27 protein-coding genes are annotated in these 25,891 nt (G+C 65.3%); all 27 read right to left on the bottom strand.

Annotation, left to right across the window (positions count from 1 at the left end; genetic code table 11):
• Positions 1 to 2: 2 nt before the first annotated feature.
• The gene (locus tag IB273_RS12810; protein WP_225605916.1) at positions 3 to 500 is read right to left on the bottom strand and encodes a hypothetical protein; all 498 of its coding nucleotides are present in this window, start codon (positions 498 to 500) and stop codon (positions 3 to 5) included.
• Positions 501 to 651: 151 nt separating this feature from the next.
• The gene (locus IB273_RS12805; RefSeq protein ID WP_167523289.1) at positions 652 to 1,011 is read right to left on the bottom strand and encodes a DUF2802 domain-containing protein; all 360 of its coding nucleotides are present in this window, start codon (positions 1,009 to 1,011) and stop codon (positions 652 to 654) included.
• Between the two features lie 49 nt (positions 1,012 to 1,060).
• The gene (locus IB273_RS12800; RefSeq protein ID WP_015476565.1) at positions 1,061 to 1,540 is read right to left on the bottom strand and encodes a chemotaxis protein CheW; all 480 of its coding nucleotides are present in this window, start codon (positions 1,538 to 1,540) and stop codon (positions 1,061 to 1,063) included.
• 73 nt (positions 1,541 to 1,613) lie between these two features.
• A complete protein-coding gene (locus tag IB273_RS12795) occupies positions 1,614 to 2,564 on the bottom strand; it encodes a CheW domain-containing protein (protein ID WP_192224207.1) in 951 nt (316 codons plus the stop codon).
• Positions 2,565 to 2,661: 97 nt separating this feature from the next.
• Positions 2,662 to 3,450 carry a ParA family protein gene (locus tag IB273_RS12790; protein WP_151187830.1) on the bottom strand — a complete coding sequence of 263 codons (789 nt, stop codon included), beginning with the start codon at positions 3,448 to 3,450 and terminating at the stop codon, positions 2,662 to 2,664.
• Between the two features lie 50 nt (positions 3,451 to 3,500).
• Positions 3,501 to 4,382, bottom strand: coding sequence for a flagellar motor protein MotD (gene motD, locus IB273_RS12785; RefSeq protein ID WP_081519496.1), 882 nt, complete (start codon positions 4,380 to 4,382; stop codon positions 3,501 to 3,503).
• A gap of 16 nt (positions 4,383 to 4,398) precedes the next feature.
• A complete protein-coding gene (locus tag IB273_RS12780; protein WP_138215067.1) occupies positions 4,399 to 5,139 on the bottom strand; it encodes a flagellar motor protein in 741 nt (246 codons plus the stop codon).
• Positions 5,139 to 6,257 (bottom strand): protein-glutamate methylesterase/protein-glutamine glutaminase, encoded by a 1,119-nt coding sequence (locus IB273_RS12775; RefSeq protein ID WP_192224206.1) that lies wholly within the window; start codon positions 6,255 to 6,257, stop codon positions 5,139 to 5,141. The genes IB273_RS12780 and IB273_RS12775 overlap by 1 nt, the downstream gene beginning before the upstream one ends.
• A gap of 62 nt (positions 6,258 to 6,319) precedes the next feature.
• The gene (locus IB273_RS12770) at positions 6,320 to 8,560 is read right to left on the bottom strand and encodes a chemotaxis protein CheA (protein ID WP_192224205.1); all 2,241 of its coding nucleotides are present in this window, start codon (positions 8,558 to 8,560) and stop codon (positions 6,320 to 6,322) included.
• A gap of 31 nt (positions 8,561 to 8,591) precedes the next feature.
• A complete protein-coding gene (locus IB273_RS12765; RefSeq protein WP_045212054.1) occupies positions 8,592 to 9,374 on the bottom strand; it encodes a protein phosphatase CheZ in 783 nt (260 codons plus the stop codon).
• Positions 9,375 to 9,393: 19 nt separating this feature from the next.
• Positions 9,394 to 9,768 (bottom strand): chemotaxis response regulator CheY, encoded by a 375-nt coding sequence (locus IB273_RS12760; protein ID WP_085988857.1) that lies wholly within the window; start codon positions 9,766 to 9,768, stop codon positions 9,394 to 9,396.
• A gap of 197 nt (positions 9,769 to 9,965) precedes the next feature.
• Positions 9,966 to 10,715: an RNA polymerase sigma factor FliA gene (gene fliA / locus IB273_RS12755; RefSeq protein ID WP_081519299.1), complete on the bottom strand. Its 750-nt coding sequence runs from the start codon at positions 10,713 to 10,715 to the stop codon at positions 9,966 to 9,968.
• On the bottom strand, positions 10,712 to 11,539 hold the full coding sequence (gene fleN / locus IB273_RS12750; protein WP_017520297.1) for a flagellar synthesis regulator FleN: 828 nt from the start codon (positions 11,537 to 11,539) through the stop codon (positions 10,712 to 10,714). Before fleN ends, fliA begins: the two co-directional genes overlap by 4 nt.
• A 163-nt stretch (positions 11,540 to 11,702) precedes the next feature.
• Complete coding sequence (gene flhF, locus IB273_RS12745; RefSeq protein ID WP_081519298.1) at positions 11,703 to 13,013, bottom strand: flagellar biosynthesis protein FlhF; 1,311 nt, start codon at positions 13,011 to 13,013, stop codon at positions 11,703 to 11,705.
• A 15-nt stretch (positions 13,014 to 13,028) separates the two neighbouring features.
• Positions 13,029 to 15,152, bottom strand: a complete 2,124-nt coding sequence (flhA, locus tag IB273_RS12740) for a flagellar biosynthesis protein FlhA (protein ID WP_151187833.1) — start codon at positions 15,150 to 15,152, stop codon at positions 13,029 to 13,031.
• A 114-nt stretch (positions 15,153 to 15,266) separates the two neighbouring features.
• Positions 15,267 to 15,851 carry a hypothetical protein gene (locus tag IB273_RS12735; RefSeq protein WP_192224204.1) on the bottom strand — a complete coding sequence of 195 codons (585 nt, stop codon included), beginning with the start codon at positions 15,849 to 15,851 and terminating at the stop codon, positions 15,267 to 15,269.
• A 102-nt stretch (positions 15,852 to 15,953) separates the two neighbouring features.
• Complete coding sequence (locus tag IB273_RS12730) at positions 15,954 to 17,246, bottom strand: TPM domain-containing protein (protein ID WP_192224203.1); 1,293 nt, start codon at positions 17,244 to 17,246, stop codon at positions 15,954 to 15,956.
• Positions 17,247 to 17,303: 57 nt separating this feature from the next.
• Positions 17,304 to 18,599: a TPM domain-containing protein gene (locus IB273_RS12725; protein ID WP_318652478.1), complete on the bottom strand. Its 1,296-nt coding sequence runs from the start codon at positions 18,597 to 18,599 to the stop codon at positions 17,304 to 17,306.
• Positions 18,600 to 18,636: 37 nt separating this feature from the next.
• Positions 18,637 to 19,776, bottom strand: coding sequence for a flagellar biosynthesis protein FlhB (gene flhB / locus IB273_RS12720; protein WP_192224202.1), 1,140 nt, complete (start codon positions 19,774 to 19,776; stop codon positions 18,637 to 18,639).
• A complete protein-coding gene (gene fliR, locus IB273_RS12715) occupies positions 19,776 to 20,552 on the bottom strand; it encodes a flagellar biosynthetic protein FliR (RefSeq protein WP_081519293.1) in 777 nt (258 codons plus the stop codon). The genes flhB and fliR overlap by 1 nt, the downstream gene beginning before the upstream one ends.
• Positions 20,552 to 20,821: a flagellar biosynthesis protein FliQ gene (gene fliQ, locus IB273_RS12710; RefSeq protein ID WP_045212070.1), complete on the bottom strand. Its 270-nt coding sequence runs from the start codon at positions 20,819 to 20,821 to the stop codon at positions 20,552 to 20,554. The genes fliR and fliQ overlap by 1 nt, the downstream gene beginning before the upstream one ends.
• A 34-nt stretch (positions 20,822 to 20,855) precedes the next feature.
• Positions 20,856 to 21,566: a flagellar type III secretion system pore protein FliP gene (fliP, locus tag IB273_RS12705; RefSeq protein WP_225594669.1), complete on the bottom strand. Its 711-nt coding sequence runs from the start codon at positions 21,564 to 21,566 to the stop codon at positions 20,856 to 20,858.
• 77 nt (positions 21,567 to 21,643) lie between these two features.
• Complete coding sequence (gene fliO / locus IB273_RS12700) at positions 21,644 to 22,120, bottom strand: flagellar biosynthetic protein FliO (RefSeq protein WP_081519291.1); 477 nt, start codon at positions 22,118 to 22,120, stop codon at positions 21,644 to 21,646.
• 1 nt (position 22,121) lies between these two features.
• Positions 22,122 to 22,589 carry a flagellar motor switch protein FliN gene (fliN, locus tag IB273_RS12695; RefSeq protein WP_081519290.1) on the bottom strand — a complete coding sequence of 156 codons (468 nt, stop codon included), beginning with the start codon at positions 22,587 to 22,589 and terminating at the stop codon, positions 22,122 to 22,124.
• A 22-nt stretch (positions 22,590 to 22,611) separates the two neighbouring features.
• A complete protein-coding gene (gene fliM / locus IB273_RS12690; RefSeq protein ID WP_081519289.1) occupies positions 22,612 to 23,583 on the bottom strand; it encodes a flagellar motor switch protein FliM in 972 nt (323 codons plus the stop codon).
• Positions 23,584 to 23,592: 9 nt separating this feature from the next.
• Entirely contained in the window at positions 23,593 to 24,114 is a 522-nt protein-coding gene (fliL, locus tag IB273_RS12685) for a flagellar basal body-associated protein FliL (protein WP_192224201.1), read from the bottom strand.
• A gap of 407 nt (positions 24,115 to 24,521) precedes the next feature.
• Positions 24,522 to 25,826 (bottom strand): flagellar hook-length control protein FliK, encoded by a 1,305-nt coding sequence (locus IB273_RS12680; protein WP_192224200.1) that lies wholly within the window; start codon positions 25,824 to 25,826, stop codon positions 24,522 to 24,524.
• Between the last annotated feature and the right edge of the window lie 65 nt (positions 25,827 to 25,891).

The raw sequence follows: 25,891 nt of genomic DNA, 5'->3' as shown, positions 1-25,891 counted from the left end.
GCTCAGCCGCGGCACTCGCAGCCGCTGCGGGCAGGAGGGAGGTCGCCGGCCGGGGCGAAGTCACTGAACTCGCGCACCGACTTGCGGATCGGCTGCTCGTCCTCGCTGTGGTAGAGCACCATGCTGCTTGTCACCTCGCGCAACTGCGCCAGGGAAAGCGGCTTGTCCAGCACATCCAGCAGCGGCACACGGTTGGTCCAGGCCCACTGCATCAGGCCGCGCCGCTCCTCCGCGCTGTAGTTCCCCACCAGCAGGAACTGGCGGAAGGTGTTGCTCTGGCTCAGCGCCTTCAGGCTCATCAGTTCGTTGGGGCCGGGGCGGAAATCGTCGTGGATGAACAGGCTGTAGCGCTGGCGGCCCGAAAGCGCCTTGCGCACTTCATCCAGGTTCAGGCAGAGGCTCAGGTGGTAGAACTCCAGGCGATTGAGCAGCACGCTGTAGTTCAGTAGCCGGCCGGGGTGCGAGCACAGCACCATGGCCCGACGGGAAATGGTCGCCATATCGATGGCCTCGGAAAAATTTTGACGAGGCCAATTTAGCGACGTATTGCCGCGATTCTTATCAGACGAGTCCTAATTGCCTGTAGTGAAACTCCTACAAGCCAGGAATCCCGACAGGCGGCTGGGGCTCGAAAAAGGCGGCGGCGCGGGCTCAGTCCCGCGCCTTGCCCTGATGCAGGCGGGCGACCAGTTCGGCTTCGGCCTGGGACAGGCCGCAGCTCTGGGTCAGGTCTTCGGGGCTGGCGCCCATGCCAACCAGACGTGCCGCCTGGCTGAAGGAGAGGCTGGTGGGGTCGCGCTGCTCGATGCGCACCAGGCGCTCGGGCAGCGGCGCGACCTGCTTGTTCAGCTCGCGCAGCTCCTCGCCCATGCGGATATTGATCTGCTGGTACGACTCGATGCGCTTGCCCTGTTCCTTCAGGCGCTGCTCGAACACCGCCAGCTGCTTGGCCAGCTGCACCGCCTGGGCTTCCTGGGCACGCTGTCGGCCGGACAGCCAGACGCAGGCCATCGCCAGGCCCGCGCAGGCGATACCGAGCACCACCAGAGCGATCAGCACCTCAGATGCTCTCCAGCTCCGACCACTCTTCCTCGGTCATCATCTTGTCCAGCTCTACCAGGATCAGCAGCTCGCCGTTCTTGTTGCAGACGCCCTGGATGAACTTGGCCGATTCCTCGTTACCGACGTTCGGCGCAGTCTCGATCTCGGACTGGCGCAGGTAGACGACCTCGGCGACACTGTCGACCAGGATGCCCACTACCTGCTTGTCGGCTTCGATGATGACGATGCGGGTGTTGTCCGAGACCGGCGCCGGGTCCAGGCCGAAGCGCTGGCGGGTGTCGATCACGGTGACCACGTTGCCGCGCAGGTTGATGATGCCCAGCACGTAGCTCGGGGCACCGGGGACCGGCGCGATCTCGGTGTAGCGCAGCACTTCCTGGACCTGCATCACGTTGATGCCGTAGGTCTCGTTGTCCAGGCGGAAGGTGACCCACTGCAGAATCGGATCTTCGGCACCTTGCGCTGACGTTTTCTTCATATCCCCTCGCCTCTTCTGGTTCCACGCCGCCTGCGGCGTGGAGGTTGTCTTTCAAATCCGCTTGCGCGCAGCCTCAGGGCTGCAGGCGCTTGGTGGCGCCGCTGGCGATCAGTTCGGCCAGGGCCGAGACGTCGAGCAGCGCGCACATCTGGTCTATCACCGTGCCGGCCAGCCACGGGCGTTGCTGGCGCTGGCTGCGCCACTTCACCTCGGACGGGTCCAGGCGCACCGAGCGGCTGACCTGATGCACGGCCAGCCCCCACTCGTAGCCCTGCACGGAAATCACGTACTGCAGCCCCTCGCGGTAGTCGTCGCGGTAGCGCTCGGGCATCACCCAGCGTGCAGTGTCGAGTACCTTCAGGTTGCCGTTCTGGCCCGGCAGGATGCCGAGGAACCAGTCGGGCTGGCCGAACAGCGGGGTCAGGTCGTGCCCCGCCAGTGGATAAATGGAGCCCAGGCAAACCAGCGGCACCGCCAGGGTCAGCCCGGCGACGTCGAACAGCAGGCACTCGAACGGCTCGGCGGCCCACACCGGGCGACCGTCGTCGAGCAGCTTCAGCGGCGCGGCGGGCATCTCGGCGCTGCCGGGCTGGTGCAGGTCGATGACCTGGGCCAGTTGCGCCGGTGGTTCATCCGCGACGGGAGCGTCGGCAACGGGCGCTTCGATGACCGGTGCTACGGGCTCGGGCAGGCGCAGCTCAGCCACGGTAGCCTGGGCAACTGGCGCGCGGGTGGCCACGCTCAGGCGGGCATCACGGACCTGCTCTTCGAGCACGGCCGCTTCGAACTCATCGAGGCTGACGCTGGTTTCCGGCGCCTGCAGCACCGCAGCCTGGGGTTCGGCGACCAGCGGCGCGACCGGCTCGCTGACCACCAGGGCGACCGGAGCCGGAACCACGGGGGCAACAACAGGCTGCGCCACCGGTTCCGGGGCGAAGTCTTCGAAAGTGGCCTCCTGCAGCAGCGCGTCCAGGTAGGACTGCAGCGCGAGCTGGGGGCGAGTGGCGGTAGCGGAACGACTCATGATGGATAACCGCGCAAGGTGTCTGTCCAGCCTATCGGCAGCGGACGCGCCGCTCTTGAGCGCATCCGTCGGATTCTTTTTTTCAGGCCTGCCATCTTCAGGCTACCTGGCTCGCCGGCACATGGGCCAGCAGATGCTTGAGCAGCGCGCGGTAGGCGATCACGCCACGGCTGTTGCCGTCGTTGCGCGAGGGCACCGTGCCCAGGCGGCTGGCGTCGCGCAGCTTGGTATCCACCGGGATGAACGCCTGCCAGAGGGTATCCGGGTAGGTATCGCGCAGCACCCGCAGGGTGCCCAGCGACGCCTGGGTACGGCGGTCGAACAGGGTCGGCACGATGGTGAACGGCAGCGCCTGCTTGCGTGAGCGATTGACCATCTTCAGCGTGTTGACCATGCGCTCCAGGCCCTTGAGGGCGAGGAACTCGGTCTGCACCGGGATCACCAGGTGCTGGCTGGCCGCCATGGCGTTCACCATCAGGACGCCCAGCAGCGGCGGGCTGTCGATGATCGCGTAGTCGAACTCGTTCCACAGCTGCGCCAGGCTCTTGGCGATCACCAGGCCGAGACCGTTCTGCCCCGGCGACTGGCGCTCCAGGGTGGCCAGCGCGGTGCTCGACGGCAGCAGGCGGATGTTCTCGTGGCTGGTGGGCAGCAGCAGCGACTCCGGCAGTCCCTCGGGCACGTTGCCCTGGTGCAGGAACAGGTCGAACACGCTGTGTTCCAGGGTGTCCGGGTCATGACCGAAGTAGCTGGTCATCGAGCCATGGGGGTCCAGGTCGACGATCAGCACGCGCTTGCCGGCGTCCGCCAGCAGGCCTGCCAATGCGATCGAGGATGTGGTCTTGCCGACGCCACCTTTCTGGTTGGCTACCGCCCAGACTTTCATAGTGCTGGCTCCCCGCATGCACAGGATCGGATCAGGGTCATCATGGTCGCTCAGTCCCCTGCCGATGACGAAGAATTGACGGCGCCACTGCCGGGCGCCTCGCTGGCAATCACTGGTGCAGATTGCGTGCCAGCATGCCGCAACGCCGGGTCCGGCTGCGCCTTGCCACTGCCCACCCCGCTGATGCTGCGGCGCACCTCCAGGTTGCGGGAGATCACCAGCACCACCCGGCGGTTGCGTGCGCGGCCATCCGCCGTGGCATTGTCCGCCACTGGCTGGAATTCGCCATAGCCCACCGCGGCCAGCCGACCGGCGTCGAGGCCGTCCTGGGCGAGCATGCGGACGATGCTGGCGGCGCGGGCCGCGGACAGTTCCCAGTTGGTCGGGTACTGCGAATTATGGATCGGAACGTTGTCGGTGAAACCTTCGACGTGCACCGGGTTGCGGTAAGGCGCCAGAATCCTGGCGACCTTCTCGATGATCTCGAAGGCGGCGTCATTGGGAATGGCATCGCCACTGGGGAACAGCAAGCTGGAATTGAGGGTGATCTCGATCCAGAACTCGTTGCCACGCACCGACAGCTGATCGGTGGAGATCAGGTCACCGAAGGCCTGGCGCACGCTGTCGGTGATCTGCTGCAGGGTATCGGGGTTGCCCTGGGCCTGGCCGTCGTCCTGCGGCTCGTTGAGCGACTGGTCCGGCTGCTGGGTGCGCGGGCGTTCCTCGCCGACCGGGATCGGGCGGATCGAGCGGTCCGGCTGGTTGAACACGCCGGTCAGGGTTTCCGAGAGGATCTTGTACTTGCCCTCGTTGATCGAGGAGATCGAGTACATCACCACGAAGAAGGCGAACAGCAGGGTGATGAAGTCCGCGTAGGACACCAGCCAGCGTTCGTGATTCTCGTGTTCCTCATGACGTCTGCGGCGAGGCATGCGCATCCCCTCCCCCTCAGCCGACGAAGCCTTGCAGCTTCAGCTCGATGGAGCGCGGGTTCTCACCCTCGGCGATGGACAGCAGGCCCTCCATGAGCATTTCGCGGTAGCAGGACTGGCGCAGCACGATGCTTTTCAGCTTGTTGCCGATGGGCAGCAACAGCAGGTTGGCCAGGCCGACGCCGTAGATGGTGGCGACGAAGGCCACGGCAATGCCGTTGCCCAGCTGGCTGGGGTCGGCGAGATTGCCCATCACGTGGATCAGGCCCATCACCGCACCAATGATACCGATGGTCGGCGAGTAGCCGCCCATGGCTTCGAATACCTTGGCAGCCGCCAGGTCGCGGCTTTCCTGGTTGTACAGGTCGACTTCGAGGATGCTGCGGATGGCCTCGGGCTCGGTGCCGTCCACCAGCAGTTGCAGGCCCTTGCGCGCGTAGGGGTCACGCTCGGCGTCGGCGACGGTCTCCAGGCCCAGCAGGCCTTCCTTGCGCGCCGTCATGCTCCAGCCGACCACGTGGTTGATGCCACCGACCAGATCCACCTTGGGCGGCAGGACCATCCAGCGCAGCATGGTCACGGCGCGCTTGAGCACCGCGACCGGGGTCTGCAGCAGTGCAGCGGCCAGGGTGCCGCCCACCACGATCAGTGCCGCCGGGCCATTGGCCAGGGCACCGACGTGCCCGCCCTCGAGGAAGTTGCCACCAATGATGGCAACCAGCGCGAGGATCAGGCCGACCAGGCTGAGGACATCCATCAGCCGCAGGCCTCGGTCAGGTGACGGCCGATGTCGTCCAGGCTGTACACCGCGTCGGCCAGGCCCGCCTTGGCGATCGCCATGGGCATGCCGTAGATCACGCAGCTGGCTTCGTCCTGCGCCCACACCTGGGCGCCGCCCTGCTTGAGCATGCGTGCGCCTTCGCGGCCGTCGGCGCCCATGCCGGTGAGGACCACCGCCAGGACCTTGTCGCCATAGGCCTTGGACGCGGAACCGAAGGTCACGTCGACGCAGGGTTTGTAGTTCAGGCGCTCGTCACCAGGCAGGATGCGGATCGCGCCACGGGCGTCGACCATCATCTGCTTGCCGCCGGGAGCCAGCAGGGCCACGCCGGGACGCAGGATGTCACCATCCTCGGCTTCCTTGACGGTGATCTTGCACAGCTTGTCCAGGCGCTCGGCGAAGGCCTTGGTGAAGGCTGCAGGCATGTGCTGGATCAGCACCAGCGGTGCAGGGAAGTTGGCAGGCAGCTGGGTCAGGACCCGCTGCAGCGCCACCGGCCCACCGGTCGAAGTGCCGATGGCTACCAGCCGGTAGGGCTTACGCTTTGGGGCGGCGGAAGTCGCCGGAGCCGGAGCGGCGGGCGCGTGACTGGCGCCCGACGAAACGGGAGCGGCCGGGCGCGCAGTGCCGGCAGCGGCAGCCGAAGCCGGCGCGACCGGGCTCGACGAGTACGAGGAGTACGCGGCGAAGCGGCGGTTGCTCTTGGCGATGGTGTGAACCTTCTCGCACAGCAACTGGCGGACCTTGTCCGGGTTGCGCGAGATGTCCTCGAAATTCTTCGGCAGGTAATCGACGGCGCCGGCGTCCAGCGCGTCCAGGGTCACCCGCGCGCCCTCGTGGGTCAGCGAGGAGAACATCAGGACCGGCGTCGGGCAGCGCTGCATGATGGTCCGCACGGCGGTGATGCCATCCATCAGCGGCATCTCGTAGTCCATGGTGATCACGTCGGGCTTGAGCGCCAGCGCCTGATCGATCGCCTCGCGGCCGTTGGTTGCCGTGCCGACCACCTGGATCTGCGGGTCAGCCGAAAGAATCTCCGAGACGCGGCGGCGGAAGAACCCCGAATCGTCCACCACCAGGACTTTGACAGCCATAGACACTCCTGAAAAAAACTTCTTCCATCACATGGGCGAGCCCTGCGGCTCGCCCATGGCGGTCAGATACGACGGGCGTAGCGCTTGAGCATGCTCGGCACGTCGAGGATCAGCGCGATGCGGCCGTCCCCGGTAATGGTCGCCCCCGCCATGCCCGGCGTGCCCTGCAGCATCTTGCCCAGCGGCTTGATCACCACTTCTTCCTGGCCCACCAGCTGGTCGACTACGAAGCCGATGCGCTGGGTGCCCACGGAGAGGATCACCACGTGGCCCTCGCCCGGCTCGTCATACTGCGCGCCCGGCACCAGCCAGCGCTTGAGGTAGAACAACGGCAGGGCCTTGTCGCGGACGATCACCACTTCCTGGCCGTCCACCACGTTGGTGTTGGACAGGTCGAGGTGGAAGATCTCATTGACGTTGACCAGCGGGAAGGCGAAGGCCTGGTTGCCCAGCATCACCATCAGGGTCGGCATGATCGCCAGGGTCAGCGGGACCTTGATGACGATCTTCGAGCCCTGGCCCTTGGTCGAGTAGATGTTGATGATGCCGTTGAGCTGGGAAATCTTGGTCTTCACCACGTCCATGCCGACACCGCGGCCGGAGACGTCGGAGATCTCGGTCTTGGTCGAGAAGCCCGGCGCGAAGATCAGGTTGTAGCAGTCGGACTCGGACAGGCGATCGGCCGCATCCTTGTCCAGCAGGCCCTTCTCCACGGCCTTGGCGCGCAGCACATCCGGGTCCATGCCTTTGCCGTCGTCGGAGATCGACAGCAGGATGTGGTCGCCTTCCTGCTCGGCGGACAGCACCACCTTGCCCGAACGCGACTTGCCGGCGGCCTCGCGCTCGTCGGGGCCTTCGATGCCGTGGTCCACTGCGTTGCGCACCAGGTGCACCAGCGGGTCGGCCAGGGCTTCGACCAGGTTCTTGTCCAGGTCGGTCTCTTCGCCGATCAGCTCGAGGTTGATCTCTTTCTTCAGGTTGCGCGCCAGATCGCGGACCTGGCGCGGGAAGCGGCCGAAGACCTTCTTGATCGGCTGCATGCGGGTCTTCATGACCGACGACTGCAGGTCGGCGGTGACCACGTCGAGGTTGGAGACGGCCTTGGCCATCGCCTCGTCGCCGCTGTTCAGGCCCAGGCGCACCAGACGGTTACGCACCAGCACCAGTTCGCCGACCATGTTCATGATCTCGTCCAGGCGGGCGGTGTCCACGCGCACGGTGGTTTCCGCTTCGTTGGCCGGCTTCTCCACAGCCGCAGCGGCGGGCTTGGCCGATGCAGGCTTGGCGGCAGCGGCCGGCGCCGGAGCGGCAGCAGACTTGGGTGCGGGCGCAGGCGCAGCAGCCGCTTTGGGCTGTGCATTGGATGGCGCAGCCGCGACCGGCTCTTCCTTCGCGCCGGTAAACTGGCCTTTGCCGTGCAGCTCGTCGAGCAACTTCTCGAATTCGTCGTCGGTGATGTTGTCGTCGCCGCCGACCGCCGGAGCTTCCTCAGGCTTGGTCTGGGCAACAGCCTCGACGGCAGCCGGTGCCTCTTCCTTCGCACCGGTGAACTGGCCCTTGCCATGCAACTGGTCGAGCAGCGCTTCGAACTCGTCGTCGCTGATCTCGTCGCCAGCACCGGCGACGGGCGCCTCGGCAACCGGTGCCGGAGCCGCACTGACGGGTTCCTTGGCAGCAGCGCTGAACTGGCCCTTGCCGTGCAACTGGTCGAGCAGTGCTTCGAATTCGTCGTCGGTGATGTCGTCGCCACCGCTGCCAACCGGCGCGGCGGGCGCTTCAGCGGCAGGCTCGAGGGCATCCATCAGCTGTTCGAACTCGGCGTCGGTGATGTCGCCATAAGCGGCCGCAGCGGCCGGAGCCGCTTCCACGACAGGCTCGGCAACAGCCGCAGCGGGAGCTTCGGCGGGAGCAGCGTTCGGGTCGGCCAGGCGCGACAGCGCGGCCAGCAGCTCGGGAGTCGCCGGCGTCGGCTCCTCCGCATCACGCACCTGCTGGAACATGACGTTGACGGTATCCAGCGCCTGCAGCATCACGTCCATCAGTTCGGCATCCACGCGGCGTTCGCCCTTGCGCAGCATGTCGAACACGTTCTCGGCGATGTGGCAGCACTCCACCAGCGCATTCAGCTGGAGGAAGCCGGCACCACCTTTGACGGTATGGAACCCACGGAAGATTGCATTGAGCAGGTCCATGTCATCCGGGCGGCTTTCCAGCTCGACCAGTTGTTCGGACAGTAGCTCGAGAATCTCGCCGGCCTCCACCAGGAAGTCCTGGAGGATTTCGTCATCGGCGTCGAAGCTCATTCGGTGCTCCCTCTACAGCGTCAGCGGACGCTTAAAAACCAAGGCTGGACAACAGGTCATCGACATCGTCCTGACCGGATACGACGTCCTTTCTTGTATCGGCAGCAATCTGCGGACCTTCACCCTTGGACGATCTTTCTTTTTCCACCGCGTCGCGCATGCTCTCGTGGTCATGCTCGATGCCGGCGTAGCGATCGACCTGACCCGCCATCCAGACCAGCTTCACCAGGTTCGACTCGACCTCGGTCACCAGCTTGGTGACGCGCTTGATCACTTGCCCGGTGAGGTCCTGGAAGTCCTGCGCGAGCAGGATGTCGTTCAGGTGCGCGGAAAGTTTGCGGCTGTCCTGGGCACTGATGTAGAGGAACTGCTCGACACGCTTGGCCAGGTCACGGAAGGCCTCGGGGCCCAGCTCGCGACGCATGAAACGCGACCAGTCTTCCTGCAGCTCCTTGGCCTGGGTCTCGATGTGCATGACCACCGGGGTGCACTCTTCCACCAGGTCCATGGTGCGATTGGCCGCTTTCTCGGTCATCGTCACCACGTAGGACAGGCGATCGGTGGCGTCGGCAATCTGCGAGACTTCCTGGGCGCGCGGGGAACTGGGATCGATCTGGAAGTTGACGATGGCGTTGTGCAGTTCGCGGGTAAGCTTGCCTACCTCTTGGTAGAGCCCGCGATCACGCGCCTGATTGAGCTCGGAGATCAGCTGCACGGCGGTCTGTACGTCGCCCTGCTCAAGGCAGTCGACCAATTCGCGCGCGTGTTTTTTCAGGGTCGACTCGAAGTCACCCGCGGATTCGTTGAAATCCATGACGCCCTCTTGGTCAGCCTCAGCTGCCGACCCGCTCGAAAATCTTCTCGATCTTTTCTTTCAGCACCTGAGCGGTGAAAGGCTTGACCACATAGCCGTTGACCCCGGCCTGGGCCGCTTCGATGATCTGGTCGCGCTTGGCTTCGGCGGTGACCATCAGTACCGGCAGGTGCTTCAGACGCTCGTCGGCGCGGACCGCACGCAGCAGGTCGATGCCGGTCATGCCGGGCATGTTCCAGTCGGTAACGAGGAAGTCGAAGTTGCCGCTGTGCAGCATCGGCAGCGCAGTGGTGCCGTCGTCGGCTTCTGCGGTGTTGGTGAACCCCAGGTCCCGCAGGAGGTTCTTGATGATGCGCCTCATCGTGGAAAAGTCGTCCACGATGAGAATTTTCATGTTCTTGTCCAAACCTGCCTCCATCGATACCAAACGCGCCCTGGCGGGCGTGCCGTCAATTCATCGAGCGCCGTGCGCTCTTTGCTGTGGGCGCGTCAAAGGAACGTCACCCAAAAATTCGTAAGCCTATAACTTGCCTAAGGAAAATCCCTTCAGCACCGCCTCTCAGAAGCAGCCGACGCGAAACTACCCGATGCTCAGCGAGCGCGCCACTCCGCCAGTCGCGAACGCAGGCGCGCGGCGCACTGGCTGTGCAGCTGGCTGACGCGGGATTCGCTGACGCCCAGCACTTCGCCGATCTCCTTGAGGTTGAGTTCCTCGTCGTAGTACAGCGCCAGCACCAGTCGCTCGCGCTCGGGCAACTTGGTGATGGCGTCGGCCAGGGCCGCCTGGAAGCGCTCGTCTTCCAGCCCGTGGGACGGCTCGTTCTCGTGGTGCGAGGCGTCTTCGGCAAAGCCGCCGCCCTGGTCGCCGTCCTGCAACATGTCATCGAAGCTGTACAGACGGCTGCCCTGGGTGTCGCTGAGGATGCCGTAATAATCTTCGAGGCTCATATTGAGTTCGGCAGCAACCTCCTGATCTTTAGCGTCGCGTCCGGTACGCGCTTCGACGGCGCGGATGGCGTCGCTGACCATGCGGGTGTTGCGGTGGACCGAACGCGGGGCCCAGTCACCCTTGCGCACCTCGTCGAGCATGGCGCCGCGGATACGGATGCCGGCGTAGGTTTCGAAGCTCGCGCCCTTGCCCTGATCGTATTTCTTCGCCGCCTCCAGCAGGCCGATCATGCCGGCCTGCATCAGGTCCTCCACCTGCACGCTGGCCGGCAGGCGGCCGAGCAGGTGGTAGGCGATGCGCTTCACCAGTGGGGCGTGTTTCTGGATCAGCAGTTCCTGGGAGTTGTGCGCCTGTGCCTTGCTGTACATACGCGCTCCGGAGGCCGCGGTCATACGGCCGAACCCGTGGGATGTTGCACCAGGCGCTCGACGAAGAACTCCAGGTGCCCTCGTGGGTTGGCCGGCAGCGGCCAGCTGTCGACCTTCTGCGCCACCGCACGGAAGGCCAGGGAAGCCTTGCTGCGCGGGAACGCCTCATACACCGAACGCTGCTTCTGCACGGCCTTGCGCACCGACTCGTCGTAGGGAATGGCGCCGACGTACTGCAGCGCCACGTCCAGGAAGCGGTCGGTGACCTTGGTCAGCTTGGCGAACAGGTTGCGGCCCTCCTGAGGGCTGTGGGCCATGTTCGCCAGCACGCGGAAACGGGTCATGCCGTAGTCGCGGTTGAGCAGCTTGATCAAAGCGTAGGCATCGGTGATGGACGTGGGTTCATCACAAACGACCAGCAGCACTTCCTGGGCGGCACGCACGAAGCTCACCACCGAGTCGCCGATGCCGGCGGCGGTGTCCACCACCAGCACGTCGATGTTGTCGCTGATGTCGCTAAACGCCTGGATCAGGCCGGCGTGCTGCATCGGCGTGAGGTGCACCATGCTCTGGGTGCCCGAGGCCGCCGGGACGATGCGAATGCCGCCAGGCCCCTGGAGGATCACGTCACGCAGGTCGCATTCGCCTTCGATGACGTCGGCCAGCGTGCGCTTGGGCGACAGGCCCAGCAACACGTCGACGTTGGCCAGGCCCAGGTCGGCATCCAGCAGCATGACGCGGCGGCCGAGATCGGCCAGCGCCAGCGACAGATTCACCGACACGTTGGTCTTGCCCACGCCACCCTTGCCGCCGGTGACTGCGATTACCTGAACGGGATGCATACCCATATCAATACCTTGTCTCGTCGTTCGACCGTCACGCATCGGCGTTTCGGCTAATCCGGCTGCAGTGCTCTACCGCCTCCGGCGCTCGCGGATCGTCTTGCAGAGCATCCGCATCGCTTGGGCGGCTCAACCGGCCACCCCACGCCCCACCCGGGGCTCACAATCTTCAGCTGGCGCGACGCACCGGCTGTTGGTAAAGGCCGGCGAACATGTCCGCCATGGCATCCTCGCAGGGCTCTTCGGGCGACTGCAGGCTCACCGCGCGGCTGACCAGTTGGTGCGCGCGTGCCACATGCAGGTCATCCGGGATCTTCGGCCCGTCAGCCAGATAGGCTACCGGTAGATGCTGGCTGATAGCCAGAGCCAGAGCTTCGCCGAGGCTTCCCGCTTCGTCCAGTTTGGTCAGGATGCACCCGGCTAGCCCACAGGAACGATAGTTCTGCCAGGCGGATTTGAGTACCTGGCTCTGGCTGGTCGCGGCCAGCACGAGGTAGTTCTTCACATTCAGGCTCAGCGACGACAGCGCTTCGAGCTGCATGCGCAGCGCCGGATCGTTGGCGGGCAGGCCGGCGGTATCGATCAGCACCAGGCGCTTGCGCGCCAGCGGTGCCATGGCCTGGATCAGCGACTGGCCCGGATCGACCAGGGTCACCGGCACATTGAGGATGCGGCCGAGGGTCTTGATCTGCTCCTGCGCACCGATACGGAAGCTGTCCATGGACACCAGGGCGATGCTCTGCGCGCCGTACTTCAGTACGTAGCGGGCGGCCAGCTTGGCCAGGGTGGTGGTCTTGCCCATGCCGGCCGGGCCGACCAGGGCGATCACGCCGCCCTGTTCCAGCAGGTCGATTTCCGGGGTGTTGATCGAGCGCGCCAGGTGCGCCAGCAGCATGCGCCAGGCCTGCTTCGGATCGGCGATGGACGCCACGCGCTCCAGCAGGTTGCGCGACAGGTCGGCCGGCAGTCCCATGCGCTGCAGGCGACGCCACAGGCCGGCCTGTTTCGGGCGCTGGTTCTGCAGCTGGTTCCAGGCAATCGAGCCCAGCTGCACTTCGATCAGCTCGCGCAGGCCGTTGAGCTCGAAGCGCATGGCTTCCAGCGCCTGCTGGCCGACAGCGGCCGGCGCCGGGGCAACCGGTGCATCCATGGCGGCGGCCAGGGTTTCGGCGGCGCTGCGACGCGGCTTCTCGGTGCCGTACATTTGACGGTCGCCGCGCACGCTATCGCTGGCGCGGGTCGGAGCCGACAGGTCAGCCTTGGCCTGGGCGATCTTCGCCTGGGTCTTGCGCAGCTCGGCTTCCAGCGCCGGGTTCGGCTTGCTGGCCGCCACCGGAGCCTGGTAATCCAGCGCCGCGGTCAGCTCTACGCCACCTGCGACACGGCGATTGCCGATGATCGAGGCGTCCGGGCCCAGCTCGTCACGGACCAGTTTCATGGCCTGACGCATATCAGCGGCGAAGAAGCGTTTTACCTGCATGGCCTGCGACCTCAATCAATTCTGCCCAACGGTGGCAACGATCGTGACTTGTTTGTTGTCGGGGATTTCCTGGTAAGCCAGCACGTTCATGGTGGGAACCGCCATCCGGGCGAATCGCGACATCATCGCGCGGATGGGACCTGCCACCAGCAGAATCGCCGGCTTGCCGAGCATCTCCTGACGCTGCGCCGCTTCAACCATCGAGCGTTGCAGCTTTTCGGCCATTCCGGGTTCCAGCAACATGCCTTCTTCGGAGCCCTGTCCGGCCTTCTGAAGACTATTGAGCAATATCTGTTCCAACCTGGGTTCCAGAGTGATCACAGGCAGCTCCGGCTCTAGTCCCACAATGGTTTGCACGATTGCGCGGGACAGCGCGACGCGAACTGCCGCCACCATCGCGGCGGGATCTTGACTCTTCACCGCGACGTTGGCGATGGCTTCCGCGATGGTACGGATGTCACGTACCGGCACCTGTTCCTGCAGCAGCGCCTGAAGGACCTTGAGCAGCGTCGACAGGGAAATCATCCCCGGCACCAGCTCTTCGGCGAGCTTGGGCGAAGTCTTGGCCAGCAGCTGCATCAGTTGCTGGACTTCCTCGTGGCCCAGCAGCTCGTGGGCATGCTTGTGCAGCACCTGGTTCAGGTGGGTGGCGACCACGGTGCTGGCATCGACCACGGTGTAGCCCAGCGATTGCGCCTGATCACGCTGCGAGGCCTCGATCCACACGGCTTCCAGGCCGAAGGCCGGGTCCTTGCCAGCGATGCCGTTGAGGGTGCCGAACACCTGGCCGGGGTTGATCGCCAGATCGCGGTCCGGGTAGATCTCGGCTTCCGCCACGCTGACGCCCATGAGCGTCAAACGATAGGCGTTGGGCAACAGGTCGAGGTTGTCGCGGATGTGCACCGACGGCATCAGGAAGCCCAGGTCCTGAGACAGCTTCTTGCGCACACCCTTGATCCGCGCCAGCAACTGGCCGCCCTGGTTGCGGTCCACCAGCGGAATCAGGCGGTAGCCCACTTCCAGGCCGACCATGTCCACCGGGGTCACGTCGTCCCAGCCCAGTTCCTTGGTCTGCTCGGCGCGCTGGGCGGGCAGCAGTTCCTGCTGGGTCTGGGCTTCCTGCTCGGCCTTCTGGCTGGCCTGGCGCTGGCGGTGCCAGATCAGGTACGCGCCAGCAGCGGCCAGGCCACCCAGGCCCACGAAGGACACGTGCGGCATGCCGGGGACCAGGCCCATGGCGATCAGGATGGCGGCAGAGATCGCCAGCGCCTTGGGCGAGGCGAACATCTGGCGGTTGACCTGCTGGCCCATGTCCTCGGAGCTGGAGACACGGGTCACCATGATCGCGGCGGCGGTGGACAGCAGCAGCGAGGGCAGCTGCGCCACCAGGCCGTCACCGATGGTCAGCAGGGCGTAGACCTTGCCGGCGTCGCCGAAGCTCATCGCGTGCTGGATCATGCCGATGGCCACGCCACCGATGAGGTTGATGAAGAGGATCAGCAGGCCGGCGACGGCGTCACCGCGGACGAACTTGCTGGCACCGTCCATCGAGCCGTAGAAGTCGGCTTCCTGGGCCACTTCGGCGCGGCGCTTCTTGGCTTCCGCCTGCTCGATCAGGCCGGCGTTGAGGTCGGCGTCGATGGCCATCTGCTTGCCGGGCATGGCGTCGAGGGTGAAACGCGCGCTCACCTCGGAGATACGCCCGGCACCCTTGGTGACCACCACGAAGTTGATGATCATGAGGATCGCGAAGACCACGATACCGACGACGTAGTTGCCGCCGATCACCACCTCGCCGAAGGCCTGGATCACCTTGCCCGCAGCCGCGTGGCCGTCGTGGCCGTGCAGCAGCACGACGCGGGTGGACGCGACGTTCAGCGCCAGGCGCAGCAGGGTGGCGACCAGCAGGATGGTCGGGAACACGGCGAAGTCCAGCGGGCGCAGGGCGTACACGCTGACCAGCAGGACCACGATGGACAGGGCGATGTTGAAGGTGAACAGCACATCCAGCAGGAACGGCGGGATGGGCAGGGTCATCATCGCCAGCATGGCGAGCAACAGCAGCGGCACGCCGAGGTTGCCCCGGCTGAGCCCTACCAGATTGCTGCGAACAGTGCCGATCAGTTGCGTACGATCCACCCGAATTTCCCCTGCGCGTTGGTGACCGAGCCGGCCACCGGATCAAACTTTTGACGCCCAACCGGGCATCCGCACAGGGTTTTGCAGGAAGCGTTCCAACTTCTTCGAAACGCTTCAGGAACTGTCTTTCACCAGCTTGAAAGTGCCGTCCTTGAAGCTGCCCGCCACCGCGCAGGTGGACTGGTTGGCGTCACTTCGCGCCTCGAAACGGTAGTGCCCGGACATCACGCCGTACTCGGTGTCGTCCTCGCTGCGGACGATCTCCACGCGGTCGATCACCAGCTCGCCATGGCTGGCGCGCAGGGCATCCTCGGGCGCCTCCTGGAACAGTACCGCCGCGCCCTCACCCAGCCTTGCCCGGCCCTCGCGCTGCGGACCGATGGCGTAGCGCCCGGAAAGCTTCGAAGGATCGACGCGCAACTGGTCCTGCGCAGTGGTCAGGTGGAACTGCGCGGTTAGCGTCGCCGGGCGACCGCCCTCGCCCTGCACCGCCAGCGGCACGCCAACCACCAACTGGTTGTCGCCGCTGAGCTGGGCGACATAGAGCGAGCCCCACCAGCGATCCGTCACCTGCGCCTCGTGCTGCGTGCCGCAGACCTGCAGGCGATACTGCGTCGTCGGCGTATCGGGCGCGCACGCGCCGCACAGACCGACGCCCACCGCCATCGCCAGCACCCTGAAGTGTCCCGCTTCGCTCATCGTCCTTCTCCGCGCAGTGTCCCGGCGCACGAAGGCTGGTGCCCTCGCCTCGAAGGTTCGACTGGCACGTCCCGGCGAAAGGTTCCCCTGTCTTTAGGCCGGTCACCAGCTCCCGGAGGCACCGCCTCCGCCGCTGGAACCACCGCCACCGGAGTAACTGCTGCCGCCACTGGACGACGAACCACCGCCACCGCTGCTGGAACCCCCGGAGCCCCCGGAAGGCGAGCCGCCGGAGACGAAGGCGAACAGCAGCGGGAAGAACAGCATGGGTAGCAGGACCAGCGAATCGGGGAATACCCAGGGTTGCTGCAGGACGCCGGACACATGGATCACCGCACCGGCGATGAGCAGCGCCACCACCAGACGAATGGCGAACTCCACGCGGCTACGCTGCCAGGTCTTGTACGCGAGCACGAATGGCAGGCAGAGCAACACCACGCCAATGCAGCCGCCAATGGGCAAGGCCAGGCAATAGAGCGCCACATCGCCGCCGTCGAAGTACGAAGAACAGGCTACCAACGCCAGCAGGTAGCCGATGATACCGCCGACTATCCCGGCCGAAAGGCGCGAGCCCGCCGCCAGCGCACCGATGCCGGCGCCGAAGAGCATGCTGAAGGGAATGGCCATGAGCAGCATCGGCAGGCTTCTCAGCCCCGCGCTGGCGGCCATCAGCGCAGTCGCCACCGCCAGCGTCGGCAGCACGACCTTCACCCCCAGCCAGCGGCGGCGCAGCACGACACCGGCCACACCACCGCCGACCAGTCCGATCAGCAGCAGCCAGCCTTCCCTGGTCAGGCCGCCGCTACGGCGCTCGTCAGGCAGCGTCTCGCCATCGATCAATCGCTCCAGCACATTCACTGCATTCTCGATGCCACCGGCGAAGTCGCCATTGCGGAATGCCGGAACCATTTCTTCCCGGATGATGCGCCCGGCGACCACGTCGGGAATCGCCCCTTCCAGGCCGTAACCGACCTCGATGCGCATGGTCCGGTCTTCCTTCGCCACCAGCACCAGCGCGCCGTCGTCCACGCCCTGCCGGCCTAGGTGCCATTGCTCGAAGACGCGCGAGGCGAACTGCTCGATGCTGTCCTCGCCGGTGCTGGGCACCATCAGGATGGCGATCTGCGAGCCCTTGCGCTGCTGCAATGCCAGCAGCCGCTGCTTCATCGCGGCGATCCAGTCGCTGCCGAGGGTGCCTGTGACGTCAGTGACCGGACTCTTGAGCTCGGGCACCGGAATCAGCCGAGGAAGCTCGGCCTCACTGTCGGCTTCGTCAGGCGCGGCAGCGAGCCCCGCCGCCGCGAGGTGGGCCACGTCGGCAGGCACCTCGGCCCGGACACCCGCCGAGGCGAGCAGGATTAACAGATACAGAGCGTAACGAATCCAGATATTCACGCCTTCTTTCCCTGAAGGTGCGGGCTTGGCAACCCGGAAAGTTGAGGAATCAAGCCGTCACCAGCTACCCGACGCACCGCCACCACCACTGGAGCCACCGCCACCGGAGAATCCGCCGCCCGAGCCGCCGCCGGAGGAAGAGCCACCAGACGAAGAGCCCCCACTCGTCCCCGAATCGCCCATGTTCCTGCCGAAACCGAATACCGCCAGCGCCGGCAGACACATGATCGGCAATAGGCCTACCAGCAGCATTGGCGCGATTGGCGCACCGGCAAAGAATTCAATCAGCAGATATAGCCCAAGGAATACCCATAGACGCCGGTAGAAAGCCTTGCGTCCATCTTCGCGCCAGACGGCGCGCATGTACGAAATCGCCAGCCACCACAAGCCTGCCAGCACCGCCACCAGAACCGGCGCAACCAGCGCATAAACCCACAGCAGGCCGCCGAAACGCGGCGTCAGGAAGCCGAGCAGGATGCAGTAGGCGATCAGCCCCAGCACGCTGTAGAACACCACACGCGCCGTCCACAGCGCGCCGAAGGTGGCGCCGCCGACCAGCAGGCAGATCGGCGTGATGGCAGCCACTCCCAGGGCATCCTTGCTGCCGGACAATATGCCCACCAGCACGACCACCACCGCGCAGAACGCCAGTGCGCCGCGCCAGCCGATCCGCCGTGCGGCAAGCAGCACGCCACCCACGCCACCGGCCACGAAGGACGCCAGCAGCAGCCACGCCTGCAGCGGGAACGTCAAAGGTTCGGGGGCCGGCTCAGGCAACGCCTCGCCATCCACCAGCAGGATCAGCGCATCCACCGCCGACTCGATGCCGCCGGCATAGTCGTCCTGGCGGAAGGCAGGCGCCATCCGCTCACGGATGATGCGCCCGGCCAGCACGTCGGGAATCGCGCCTTCCAGGCCATAGCCGACCTCGATGCGCATCAGGTGGTCGTCCTTTGCCACCACCAGCAGCACGCCGTCATCCACGCCCTTGCGGCCGAGCTTCCAGAGGTTGAACAGCTTGTTGGAGAAGGCCTCGATGCCCATCTTGCCCACGGTCGGCAACATCACCACGGCGATCTGCGCGCCGCGCCGGTCCTCCAGGGCCTTGAGCTTGTCGATCAGATGGGTTTTGGTGGGCTGATCCAGCGTGCCAGTGACATCCACCACACGCTCGTTCAGCGGCAGCAGCACGCCGCCGTCGACAGGTTCGGCAGCCCAGGCGAACGGGGCGCAAAGCAGGCAGAAGAGCAGCCAGAACGCGAAACGCGCGCCGGCCCCCTGGAACAAGGCTCCTTGCAACATGGCACTTTCCCTTGGCAGAACAGGCTGCCCGGCATCTCTGACGCCGGGCACGAGCCGACCATCCTAACGCAGCAGCAGCGCCGACGAATCACTCGTCGCGTCGCAAATCCGGCGGGATCGGCAGGTTCGGCATCGGTCCCGGACGCTTGCCCTTGCCCGCGCGGTACTGCTTGAGCTGGTAGACGTAGGCCAGCACCTGGGCCACGGCGAGGTACAGGCCAGCAGGAATCTCGTGGTCGAGTTCGGTGGAGTAGTAGACCGCCCGCGCCAGGGCCGGCGACTCGAGCACCGTGACCTTGTGTTCCTGGGCGATCTCGCGAATCTTCAGCGCCATGAAGTCGTTGCCCTTGGCCAGCAGCCTGGGCGCCCCGCCCTTCTCCGCGTCGTATTTCAGGGCCACGGCGAAGTGCGTCGGGTTGGTGATGATGACGTCGGCTTCGGGCACCGCCTGCATCATCCGCCGGTTGGCCATCTCGCGCTGCATCTGGCGGACCTTGGCCTTGACCTCCGGCTTGCCCTCGGAGTCCTTGTACTCGTCCTTGACCTCCTGCTTGGTCATCATCAGCTTCTTGCGGTTGTCCCAGAGCTGGAAGGGGACGTCCGCGGCGGCGATGAAGATGATGCTGCAGGCCAGCCAGAAGGCGCTCCAGCCGACGATCCGTGCGCTGTGCACCATGGCCTGTTCCAGCGGCTCGTGGGAGATGGCCAACAGGTCGTCCTGATCGGACTTGAGCACCAGGATCGCCACGATCAGCACCAGCACGAACTTGGCCAGGGCCTTGAGCAGCTCGGTCAGCGAGCGCAGCGAGAACATGCGCTTGAGCCCGGCCAGCGGATTGAGCCGGCTGAACTTGGGGGCCAGCGCTTCGCCGGAGAACAGCCAGCCACCCAGCGCGACCGGGCCGACCAGCGCCGCGACCAGCAACACCGCCAGGACCGGCCAGACCGCATCGGCGCCGATCTTGCCGCCAGCGATCAACAGGTTGAGCATGCTCTCGCTGTTCATCACCGTGGCGCGGTCCAGCTCGAAGCTGCCGCGCATCAGGCGCATCAGCGCATCGGCCAGGCTGGCGCCAAACATCAGCAGGGCTCCGGCGCCAGCGAGCAGCACGGCCAGGGTATTGAGCTCCTTGGACCGAGGGAGCTGCCCCTTCTCGCGCGCGTCGCGGCGCCGTTTCTCGGTAGGTTCCTCTGTCTTGTCTTCGCTACTACTGTCGTTTTCGGCCATCAGTGGGCCCCCACGAGTTCGCGAAGCAGGCGCAGGCCCTCACTGGCCAGCGCCTGGTACTGGGTGAGAATCTCGGCACTGCCAATCCAGACAATGACGAAGCCCATGATCAGGGTGAGCGGGAAACCGATCGAGAAGATGTTCAGCTGGGGTGCCGCGCGGGTCATGGCGCCGAACGCCAGGTTGACCACCAGCAGCGCGGTGATCGCCGGCAAGGCGATCATCAGACCTGCGCCCAGCACCCAGCCGAGCTTGCCGGCCACCGTGATGAAATGGTTGCTCGACAGCCCCTCGCCCACCGGCAGCGTGGTGAAGCTTTCCGCCAGTACCTCGAAGACCACCAGGTGGCCGTTCATGGAGAGGAACAGCAGGGTCACCAGCATGGTGAAGAACTGCCCCAGTACCGGCACCGAGATGCCGTTGGTGGGATCGATCATGGACGCGAAGCCCAGGCCCATCTGCATGGAGATGATCTGCCCGGAAATGACGAAGGCATGGAACATCAGCTGCAGGACGAAGCCGAGCATGGCGCCGACGAGGATTTCCTGGGCGATGTAGACCATCGCCTTGAGGCTCAGCGCATCCACCTGTGGCATCGGCGGCAGGTTGGGCACCAGCGCCACGGCAATCGCCACGGACAGGTACAGGCGCACGCGGGTCGGCACCAGCTGGGTGCCGATGATCGGCATCACCATCAGCATGGCGGCGATGCGGAACAACGGGAACAGGAAGGCTCCGATCCAGCCGCCGATCTGCGCGTTGCTGAGCTCGAGCATCAGCCGATCAGCGTCGGGATGCTGGTGATCAGTGACTGGGTGTATTCCATCAACTGCCGCAGCAGCCAGGGGCCCAGCACGATGAGGGTGAGCAGCACCACCAGCAGGCGCGGCAGGAAGCTCAGGGTCTGCTCGTTGATCTGCGTGGCGGCCTGGAACATCGCCACGATCAGGCCCACCAGCAGGCTGGGCAGCACCAGGATGCCGACCATCACGGCGGTCAGCCAGAGCGCTTCACGGAACAGGTCGACGGCGACTTCGGGGGTCATGGCTGCTCCTGTCGTTCAGCAGAGGGGTTCATCGCTAGACCGTCCCGAAACTGCCGGCGAGCGTGCCGATGATCAATGCCCAGCCGTCCACCAGGACGAACAGCATGATCTTGAACGGCAGCGAGATGATCAGCGGCGACAGCATCATCATGCCCATCGCCATCAGCACGCTGGACACCACCAGGTCGATGATCAGGAACGGAATGAAGATCATGAAACCGATCTGGAACGCAGTCTTCAACTCCGAAGTGACGAACGCCGGCACCAGGATGGTCAGGGGCGTGGCGTCGGCGCTGGCGATGTCGGTGCGCTTGGACAGCCGCACGAACAGCTCCAGGTCCGATTGCCGGGTCTGCGCCAGCATGAAGGCCTTGAGCGGCACTTCCGCGCGAGTAAGTGCTTCCTGCGCGGGGATCTGCTCGCTCAGGTAAGGCTGCAGCGCAGTCGTGTTGATCTTGTCGAACACCGGCGCCATGACGAACAAGGTGAGGAACATCGCCAGGCCGATCAGTACCTGGTTCGACGGCGTGCTCTGCAGGCCCAGCGCCTGGCGCAGGATGGAGAAGACGATGATGATCCGGGTGAAGCTGGTCATCAGCATGACGAACGCCGGGATGAAGCTCAGCGCGGTCATGATCAGCAGGATCTGCAGGCTGACCGAGTATTCCTGCTGCCCCTGCGGATTGGTGGTCACGGTGATCGCCGTCAGCTGCGTCGGATCGGCGGCGAAGGCCTGCGGCGCCATCAGCGCCAGCAGGCCCAGGAGCAGCGGCGCGACTGACTTGAGCGCACCGATCAGAACGGAGAGGTTCGGCGAACGGGTCACTGCGGGCGGCCCTTGTCCTTGTTCAGCAATTCCAGCAGGCGCTGGGCGAATTCCGGCTGCGCCGGTTCCGATTCGGCGGCATGCACCGGCTGGCGCATGACGTGCAGCGGGGTAATGCGACCGGGCGTCAGGCCCAGCAGCACCTGTTCCTCGCCCACCTGCACCAGCACCAGCCGATCACGCGGACCGAGGGACTGGCTGGAAATCAGGCGGATCGCCTGGTTGCCGCGCGGCACGACCTGTTGCACGCGGCGCACCAGCCAGGCCAGCAGGAAGATCAGGCCGACCACCAGCACCAGGCCCAGCAGCAACTGCATCAGCTGCGCGCCGGCACTACCGGTGATGAGGCTCGGCGTGGAGCTGGCATGGACGATGGCCGGGTTGGATGCCGGCGCCTTGGCCTCCTCGCCCAGGGCGAGCAGGGACAGACCCAGCAACGGCAGGGCGCAAACGCTGGAGAGCAGGCGGCCCATGTCAGCGCAGCTTCTTGATGCGTTCGCTGGGGCTGATCACGTCAGTGAGGCGGATGCCGAACTTCTCGTTCACCACCACCACTTCGCCGTGTGCGATCAGGGTGCCGTTGACCAGCACGTCCAGCGGCTCGCCGGCCAGGCGATCGAGTTCGATCACCGAGCCCTGGTTGAGCTGCAGCAGGTTGCGGATGCTGATGTCGGTATGGCCGACCTCCATGGAAATGGTCACCGGGATATCCAGGATCACGTCCAGGTTCGGGCCTTCGAGCCCGGCAATGGTCGGTGCCTTGGGCGCCATGCCGAACTCTTCCATCGGCGCGCGCGGCGCGGCGGGCACAGCCGGAGCCGCGGCACTGGCCATCATCGCATCGATGTCGTCCTGGTTGGCGTCACCCGATTCGGAGAGCGCCGCGGCCCACTCGTCGGCCAGCGCCTGCTCTTCGGGAGTTACGTTTTCTTCGTCTGACATGGTGTGTCCTCTTGGGATTCGCTCAGCGCGGGCGCACGAGCGGATCGAGAATCTGCAGCGCCAGGTTGCCCTTGTGCGAACCCAGCTTGACCTTGAAGGAAGGCACGCCGTTGGCGCGCATGATCATGTGATCGGGCAGCTCCACCGGGATCACGTCGCCCGGCTGCATGTGCAGGATGTCCCGCAGCTTGAGCTGACGACGCACGACGGTGGCGCCCAGCGGCACGTTGACGTCGAGGATGTCCTCGCGCAGGGCGTTGATCCAGCGTTCGTCCTGATCGTCCACGTCGGACTGGAAACCGGCGTCGAGCATCTCGCGGATCGGCTCGATCATCGCGTACGGCAGGGTGATGTGCAGGTCGCCGCCGCCGCCATCCAGTTCGATATGGAAGGTGGAGACCACCACCACTTCGCTGGGGCTGACGATGTTGGCCATCGCCGGGTTCACCTCGGAGTTCACGTACTCGAAGGTGATCGGCATTACCGCATGCCAGGCTTCGGCGAGATCGACGAAGGCCTGCTCGATGACCATGCGCACCACCCGCAGCTCGGTGGGGGTGAACTCGCGCCCCTCGATCTTGGCGTGACGACCGTCACCGCCAAAGAAGTTGTCCACCAGCTTGAACACCAGCTTGGCGTCGAGGATGAACAGCGCGGTGCCGCGCAGCGGCTTCATCTTCACCAGATTGAGGCTGGTGGGCACGTACAGCGAGTGCACGTACTCACCGAACTTCATCACCTGCACGCCGCCCACGGCAACATCCGCCGAGCGACGCAGCAGGTTGAACATGCTGATGCGGGTGTAGCGGGCGAACCGCTCGTTGATCATCTCCAGGGTCGGCATGCGGCCCCGGACGATGCGGTCCTGACTGGTCAGGTCGTAGGACTTGATCGCCCCCGGCTCGACGTCGGACTCGGTTTCCACCAGGCCGTCGTCGACGCCGTGCAACAGCGCGTCGATCTCGTCCTGGGAAAGTAGATCCTGCATGGCCATGGCGGGTACCTACTGCAATACGAAATTGGTGAAAAGCACTTGCTCCACGGTCAACTGACCGGTCGCCTTCTTCGCCAGTTCCTGAAGACTGGACGTGGCCTGCTGGCGAAGCATCTCCTTGCCGACCGGGGTCACCAGATTGTCGAAATTCTGGCTGGAGAACAGCATCACCAGCTGGTTGCGCACCAGCGGCATCTGCTCGCGCAGGGCATCCATCTGCGCCTGCTCGCGGCCCATCAGGGCAACGGCCACCTGAAGATAGCGCTGGCGGCCGTTCTGATTGAAGTTGACCACGAAGGACGGCGCGAGAATCTCGTAGACCGCCTGCTTCTTCGTCGGCTCGGCGTGTTCCGCGGCCTTGGCCTCGGCTTCGTCGGGCTTGGCGCTCTTGTGCAGGAAGAACCAGGTACCGCCCACCGACGCACCCACCGCCAGCAGGAAGGCCAGCACGATGATGATGATGAGCTTCAGCTTGCCCTTGCCGGGCGCCTGGCCACCGGGGAGAGAAGGCGTCTGTTCTTTCTTGGCCATGCCAATAATCCGTCACTTTTGCGGCGCGATGCGCTGATACCGGGGTAGCAGCAAGGGCTGTGCCAGTTTGCAGGAGTCCTACTGGCGACGCCGCGGATATTACAGGCTAGACGGAGGATGTCACGGGGAGGAGTAAGAATTTTCCTCTGAGCCGGATAGGTCGGGTATTGAGGCGGTTCGCGAGCAAGGTAAAACCTGGCGCTCGGGCTTATACCCTCTCCCCAGCCCTGGCTGCGCGCCCCGCTCCGAAGGGAGAGGGAGCTAACCGTGCCGTTCTTGGCATTGTGCCATCCGGCGAGCGCCGATCTTTCAGCACGCGCCGAACAAGGCCCCTCTCTCTTCAGGGGGAGGGTCAGGGAGGGGGCGCCTCCAGGCAGCACAGCATCCCCCGGAAGGCTCCCACCCGATCACGCGTAGTAATCCACCAATCCCCTGCCCTGCGCAGCCGTCTGCGGGCGGATCTCGGACACGCCACTGATCATCGGCTCATCGTCGCCGCTACCGCTACCCGCCACGCTCCGCGAGCTGCCACGACCGTCGCCCTGCTGCTGTTGCTGCCAGCCACGGGCGGACTGGTCGGAAACGTTCACGTCCAGCTGCATGCCCTGCTGGTTGAACATCTCGCGCAGACGGTGCTGCTGGCTGTCCAGCGCTTCGCGGACGTTGGCGTTGGCACTGACGAAGTTCACCTGGGTCTGGTCGCCGGTCATGTGGATGCGCACTTCCAGGCGGCCGAGGTTGGCCGGGTCCATCTGGATCTCGGCCGACTTGAGGTTCTGCGAGGACATCCACATCACCCGGTCCACCACCTGGTCGGTCCAGCCGTTCTGCTGCACGGACACCGCCTGCCCTGGCACCAACGGGTTCACCGGGCGACTGGTCATGGCCTGCGGCGTGTTCAGCGCCTGCGTCAGCGACTCCAGGCGTGCGGCAAACGCCTCGTTGCGCGGCATCTCCGGCTTGGCGTCGGCCTGCACGTCCGCCAACTGCTGGATGAGGTCGGCGCCATCTTTCAGCGCGCCTTCAGCGAGCTTGGTTTCAGAGCCCTTGGCAGTCGAGTCCGAGGTCAGCGCAGCCAGGGCGGCGGACAGATCGTTCTTGCCGCTGGCATCCAGTGACTTGTCCCCCGCCTTGGCGCCGAGATGACCAGCGAGCTGTGTCTGTTGCGCCTGCTGGGCCTGGTCGTCAGCGCCCACGGCGAGCGTCAGGTTCACCCCCGGAATCTCGTTGAGCTTCTGCAGATCGCCATCGCTGCTGGCATCGGTGAGCGGGCTGGTACCGCTGCTGACCACCAGCGGCGGCGCCTCAGGCTCCGGCAGCTGGCCGGTCATACCGAGCATCAGCAGCGGGTCGAGGGTCGCGTCGGGGCTGGTCTCGGTATCCGCCACCTTCTCCTCCGCCTTGCTGGCGCCATCGGCCGGCAAGGCCTTGCCGTCCTCGGCAACCTTTGGCTGGTCGGCGGCAGCCGGCGCGGTGGAATCCTTGCTCGCGGTGTCCTTGTCGGCACTGTCCCGCGGCTTGTCGTTCTTCGCCTTCACCGGTTTGTCGGCGCGCTCGCTGGCGGCTGGCCGCTGCTCCTTGGCGTAGACGTCGGCGAAGCTGGAACCCTTGTCGCTGCTGCTGTTCGACGAACTTTGCGCAGACTTGGAGAGCGCCGCCTTGGGCCGGGTGTCAGGCGTCGACGTCAATAAAATATCCGGGGCGACAGCCATCGGAGTTCTCCGTTGATGTGAATATCCAACACGGAGATAGCAAGGCGCGGGCCAACTCGGAAAAG

Origin of the sequence: Pseudomonas sp. PDM19, assembly GCF_014852215.1 — a bacterium.
Classification (GTDB): Bacteria; Pseudomonadota; Gammaproteobacteria; order Pseudomonadales; family Pseudomonadaceae; genus Pseudomonas.
This window is presented reverse-complemented; position numbering and strand designations above follow the sequence as displayed.

What these genes read in the sequence shown, in the direction of transcription:
- IB273_RS12810 (WP_225605916.1), bottom strand. Translation starts at nt 500, where the DNA reads ATGGCGACCATTTCCCGTCGGGCCATGGTGCTGTGCTCGCACCCCGGC.
- IB273_RS12805 (WP_167523289.1), bottom strand. Translation starts at nt 1,011, where the DNA reads ATGGCCTGCGTCTGGCTGTCCGGCCGACAGCGTGCCCAGGAAGCCCAG.
- IB273_RS12800 (WP_015476565.1), bottom strand. Translation starts at nt 1,540, where the DNA reads ATGAAGAAAACGTCAGCGCAAGGTGCCGAAGATCCGATTCTGCAGTGG.
- IB273_RS12795 (WP_192224207.1), bottom strand. Translation starts at nt 2,564, where the DNA reads ATGAGTCGTTCCGCTACCGCCACTCGCCCCCAGCTCGCGCTGCAGTCC.
- IB273_RS12790 (WP_151187830.1), bottom strand. Translation starts at nt 3,450, where the DNA reads ATGAAAGTCTGGGCGGTAGCCAACCAGAAAGGTGGCGTCGGCAAGACC.
- motD (WP_081519496.1), bottom strand. Translation starts at nt 4,382, where the DNA reads ATGCCTCGCCGCAGACGTCATGAGGAACACGAGAATCACGAACGCTGG.
- IB273_RS12780 (WP_138215067.1), bottom strand. Translation starts at nt 5,139, where the DNA reads ATGGATGTCCTCAGCCTGGTCGGCCTGATCCTCGCGCTGGTTGCCATC.
- IB273_RS12775 (WP_192224206.1), bottom strand. Translation starts at nt 6,257, where the DNA reads ATGGCTGTCAAAGTCCTGGTGGTGGACGATTCGGGGTTCTTCCGCCGC.
- IB273_RS12770 (WP_192224205.1), bottom strand. Translation starts at nt 8,560, where the DNA reads ATGAGCTTCGACGCCGATGACGAAATCCTCCAGGACTTCCTGGTGGAG.
- IB273_RS12765 (WP_045212054.1), bottom strand. Translation starts at nt 9,374, where the DNA reads ATGGATTTCAACGAATCCGCGGGTGACTTCGAGTCGACCCTGAAAAAA.
- IB273_RS12760 (WP_085988857.1), bottom strand. Translation starts at nt 9,768, where the DNA reads ATGAAAATTCTCATCGTGGACGACTTTTCCACGATGAGGCGCATCATC.
- fliA (WP_081519299.1), bottom strand. Translation starts at nt 10,715, where the DNA reads ATGACCGCGGCCTCCGGAGCGCGTATGTACAGCAAGGCACAGGCGCAC.
- fleN (WP_017520297.1), bottom strand. Translation starts at nt 11,539, where the DNA reads ATGGGTATGCATCCCGTTCAGGTAATCGCAGTCACCGGCGGCAAGGGT.
- flhF (WP_081519298.1), bottom strand. Translation starts at nt 13,013, where the DNA reads ATGCAGGTAAAACGCTTCTTCGCCGCTGATATGCGTCAGGCCATGAAA.
- IB273_RS12735 (WP_192224204.1), bottom strand. Translation starts at nt 15,851, where the DNA reads ATGAGCGAAGCGGGACACTTCAGGGTGCTGGCGATGGCGGTGGGCGTC.
- flhB (WP_192224202.1), bottom strand. Translation starts at nt 19,776, where the DNA reads ATGGCCGAAAACGACAGTAGTAGCGAAGACAAGACAGAGGAACCTACC.
- fliR (WP_081519293.1), bottom strand. Translation starts at nt 20,552, where the DNA reads ATGCTCGAGCTCAGCAACGCGCAGATCGGCGGCTGGATCGGAGCCTTC.
- fliQ (WP_045212070.1), bottom strand. Translation starts at nt 20,821, where the DNA reads ATGACCCCCGAAGTCGCCGTCGACCTGTTCCGTGAAGCGCTCTGGCTG.
- fliP (WP_225594669.1), bottom strand. Translation starts at nt 21,566, where the DNA reads ATGGCGCCGCAGGCCTTCGCCGCCGATCCGACGCAGCTGACGGCGATC.
- fliO (WP_081519291.1), bottom strand. Translation starts at nt 22,120, where the DNA reads ATGGGCCGCCTGCTCTCCAGCGTTTGCGCCCTGCCGTTGCTGGGTCTG.
- fliN (WP_081519290.1), bottom strand. Translation starts at nt 22,589, where the DNA reads ATGTCAGACGAAGAAAACGTAACTCCCGAAGAGCAGGCGCTGGCCGAC.
- fliM (WP_081519289.1), bottom strand. Translation starts at nt 23,583, where the DNA reads ATGGCCATGCAGGATCTACTTTCCCAGGACGAGATCGACGCGCTGTTG.
- fliL (WP_192224201.1), bottom strand. Translation starts at nt 24,114, where the DNA reads ATGGCCAAGAAAGAACAGACGCCTTCTCTCCCCGGTGGCCAGGCGCCC.
- IB273_RS12680 (WP_192224200.1), bottom strand. Translation starts at nt 25,826, where the DNA reads ATGGCTGTCGCCCCGGATATTTTATTGACGTCGACGCCTGACACCCGG.